This window comes from Rurimicrobium arvi (assembly GCF_039540495.1).
Taxonomy (GTDB): domain Bacteria; phylum Bacteroidota; class Bacteroidia; order Chitinophagales; family Chitinophagaceae; genus Rurimicrobium; species Rurimicrobium arvi.
This window is the reverse complement of the sequence record NZ_BAABEZ010000017.1, coordinates 1-3,711: the sequence shown is the minus strand read 5'-3', so window position 1 is coordinate 3,711 and position 3,711 is coordinate 1. Positions and strand designations below refer to the sequence as shown.

The following is a 3,711-nucleotide window of genomic DNA, read 5'->3' as shown; positions in this document are numbered from 1 at the left end:
AAGAGCCTGCACAAAGAATGCTGTCTGCCGGTTTCGTGATCGTAACCGTATAACCAGGATCGTTTGCAACCAGTTTCACCTTGTTACTGTAAGCAGGACATGGTGACAACGCTGACGTTACTTTAACCATGTACGTTCCGGGATCAACAGCACCCATATCGCTGAATTTCCAGCCCGGCACCACTACACTGTCACGCATCCAGTCGTACACCGCACCTGTATAATTGGTAGCGTTGAATTTAACCGTATCGCCAACACAGAAGGTGATCGGTGACGTCGAAGGACTGATCGTAACCGGCGGATGTGGTGTCAGTTGGGGAACAGAGAATGCGGAAGAATATGCTGTATCATTTGTGTTTCCACAGATAACCGCAAAACGGTATTCATATCCTACGAGCGTGTCTGCTGCCAGAACGGAGTCTGTTGCTCCGGCCACAACCGACCAAACCGAAAGCGGACTTGTGAGACTGCGGCGGAACCAGCGGTATTTGATACCAGGAACGGTGCTCACGGTAGCACCGGTATCGGTCAGCTGCACTTTAGTACCCAGACAAAGTCCGGTACCGGAAGTGACGGAACCACGGATACTACCCGCAAACGGCGTACCATCGCAGGGCGCATAGTTCAGATTGATATCATCGAATGCAACACCGGGGTAAGCATAGTTATTATATGCAGTAGTTGTTTTCTGGAACCCTACATAGTAAATACCGGAAGTTGCCGGACGGAAAGTTGTATCAAATTGTGTATACGATCCGTCGTAGAAAGTCCTCAATGGTAAAATGGCCGTAGTCATTGAACCGGGGTTCTGGCTCTTACCATAATAAACACCGATGCGGTTTCCACTGGATGAGGTTACATACCAGAAAGACAATTCATATTTATAACGGCTGTCAAAACGCAAAGCCGGAGTAAACCAGAAGTTATCGTGCGTAAGCGTATAACTGTAATAGGAATAGTCGTAATAGCCGAGATAGTATCCCCCCAGCAGATAGTTACGGCCACCCGGTGTGTGATTTGTAGCAACACCATAAGTGGAGTTTACGGTATTCCAGAGGAAATACTGACCCCAGATAGTGGCATCCGAGCAAATAGGCTTATCGCCGGGAGCAGTAGTTTCAAAATCTTCAGAATAAGGCATATCCATAGCACCTACCCCCATCTTGAATACGTCTGTGGTATCAGATACGCCACTCGCCGTACAGGTAACCACACATTTGAAGTATGTATTTGCATACAGCGGATCTGTAGTATACGGCAATGTGGTACCACCGGTGCTTGTCCACGGACCGGCAGGACTGTTGGATGAGAACCATTCGTAAGCAAGACCTGTGGCGATAGAACTGCCTTCAAGATCCAGCAATGCGCTGCTTCCTGACAGACATATCTGTGTAGGATTCGCAATGATCGTACCGGCCACAACAGTTGAAGAACATGGCGGTACCATTTGCACGCCGATGTCATCGATTGCGATACCCGGATAGGCATATGTTGTATGGCTTACTTTAACACCTACATAATAGTTGCCTGATGTAACCGGGGTAAAGCGGCCTTCGTATTTCTTCCACATAGAGGTATTCACACCTGTAAGCGGTGTTCCGATAGTGGTGGTCATACCGGCAGCGGTATTAGTTGTACCGTACGCTGCTGCGATATCCGTTTTACCTCCGGAGTAGGCGCTACCGTTGTACCAGAAAGACATGTAGTACAATTGTCCGCCGGTCATTTTGATAGCTGGTGTAAACCACCATTGTGCCGCACCGGAATAGTAAGTACCGAGGTAATAACCTGCCATCAGGAATGCAGTACCATTAGGCGTATGGTTGTCGATAGCAGCATATGATGTGGAGATCGGTACACGTAAAACGTCCCAATAGCTGAAGCTGGATGCAGAGAACGTGTATGTGTTAGATGCACAGGGGGCATTTGATCCCTGGCTTACGGTTTCAAAATCCTGGAAGTATGGAGGCGTAACCGCACCCACGTCTACTTTCAGGAAAGAAGAAACGGCAGAGTCACCGGTATAGCCACATTTTACAATACAACGGAACCAGCTGGTAGTACTCAGCGAGAGGCTGTATTCAGGTGCAGACATCAGTCCCGTAGAACCTGTAGGAATAAACGGACCTGCGGTTGGGTCGGAAGTAGTCCATTCCCAACGGTACACAAGGCCGGAGGCTTTGGTCACACCGCTGTAATCCATATCCAGTTTTACCGTTCCGGACGAACAGAGCATATGCGGCACAGAGAACACTGTGCCGGCCGTAGGAGTGCCGGTGCAGGAAGTGAGCGGATCCAATGCGATATCGTCGATAGATGTTCCATTATAAGAATAAGTGGAATACGTGTGACGTACTGTCAATCCGAAATAATAATTACCGGTAGCCACCGCCTTGAAGCGGCCGATATACTGGCGGTTGTACTGCGAACGTTTGTCTGTCCACAAGCTGCGTACAATATTTGTCATTGCCGCTTCCGTCTGGGCTGTACCATAGCGAACGTTAAACTCAGGAGCTGAGTTATAATAATAATAAGCAGGTCCCTGGTACCAGAACGAGAACTGGTAAGTGGAATCTTTCACCAACTTGATTGCCGGGGTAAACCAGGTAGCGCCGGCTGAAGGAGAGTATCCGAAGTAATATCCTGCCCACAGGTAAGTACTGCCGCCCGGTGTATGGTTGGTATGAACTGTACCGTATGTGGTATAGTTGAACGATTTCGTTGTCCAGTAGTTGGTAGACGTAGTGGTACCCCATGTGCTGGTATTTGCAGAACACACCGGCTTACCACCAGGCAGTACCGATTCAAATGTTTCCAGGTAAGGAGGTGTGATCGCTCCTACATTCACAATCACAGAAGAAGAGGTGTCCGACTGTCCGGTGATCGAACAGGTAACAATACAACGGAACCAGCTGGTAGTGGAAAGAGTTGGCGTGGTGTAGCTTCCCCATGTTGCAGAAGTACCGCTGGCATTAGAGAAACCGCTTGTTGGTCCGGTGGTGCTTACCTGCCATTGGTAGGTAATGCCGGATGCCACGGATGCTCCGCTGAGACCAAGTATTGTAGAGCCGGTAGTACAGATAACGGAAGGCGTTGCGTCCGGAGTTCCGGCCACAGGCTTGCTGTTACAATCAGGCATCTGCGCTACATTGATATCGTCGATCGGGATACCGGGATAGTTGTAACCGGTATGAACCGTTTTGATACCTACATAGTAGTTACCCGTAGTAGGAGCCACAAAACCACGAACCATCTGCGCATATTTTCCCGAAGCCGCATTTACTACGGAATCAATACCGCCTGCACGGATCGTCATGCCCGTTGCAGACTGGGTAGTACCTGCATAGATGCCTAATTTCAGCCCGTTGGTTCCGGTAGAATAACCGGCTCCGTTGAACCAGAAGCCTACGCTGTATCCTTTGCCAGCTGTCATTTTCAATGCCGGCGTAAACCAGAAGTAGTTCTCACCGCTTCCGTAGTAAGGACCATTGTAGTATCCGGAGAAAATGTATTTGCTACCGCCCGGTGTATGGTTTGTGACACCAGGATAAGATGAGGAATAAGCACCCGAACGCAGGTACCAGTACTGGATAGAAGAACTCCAGGTGCCAGCAACTGCAGCACATGGCATGTTCACCCCTTCCACTCCCGTTTCAAATGTTTCCACATAAGGAAGATCCAATGCGCCAACCGATACCTTCACCGGTGCGG

Annotated in this window: 1 protein-coding gene; it reads right to left on the bottom strand. The window is 49.3% G+C overall.

Annotated elements, in window-relative coordinates; genetic code table 11:
• Window positions 1-3,711 (bottom strand): hypothetical protein (locus ABD846_RS06145; protein ID WP_344823923.1); only part of this gene is annotated, 3,711 nt, incomplete at both ends.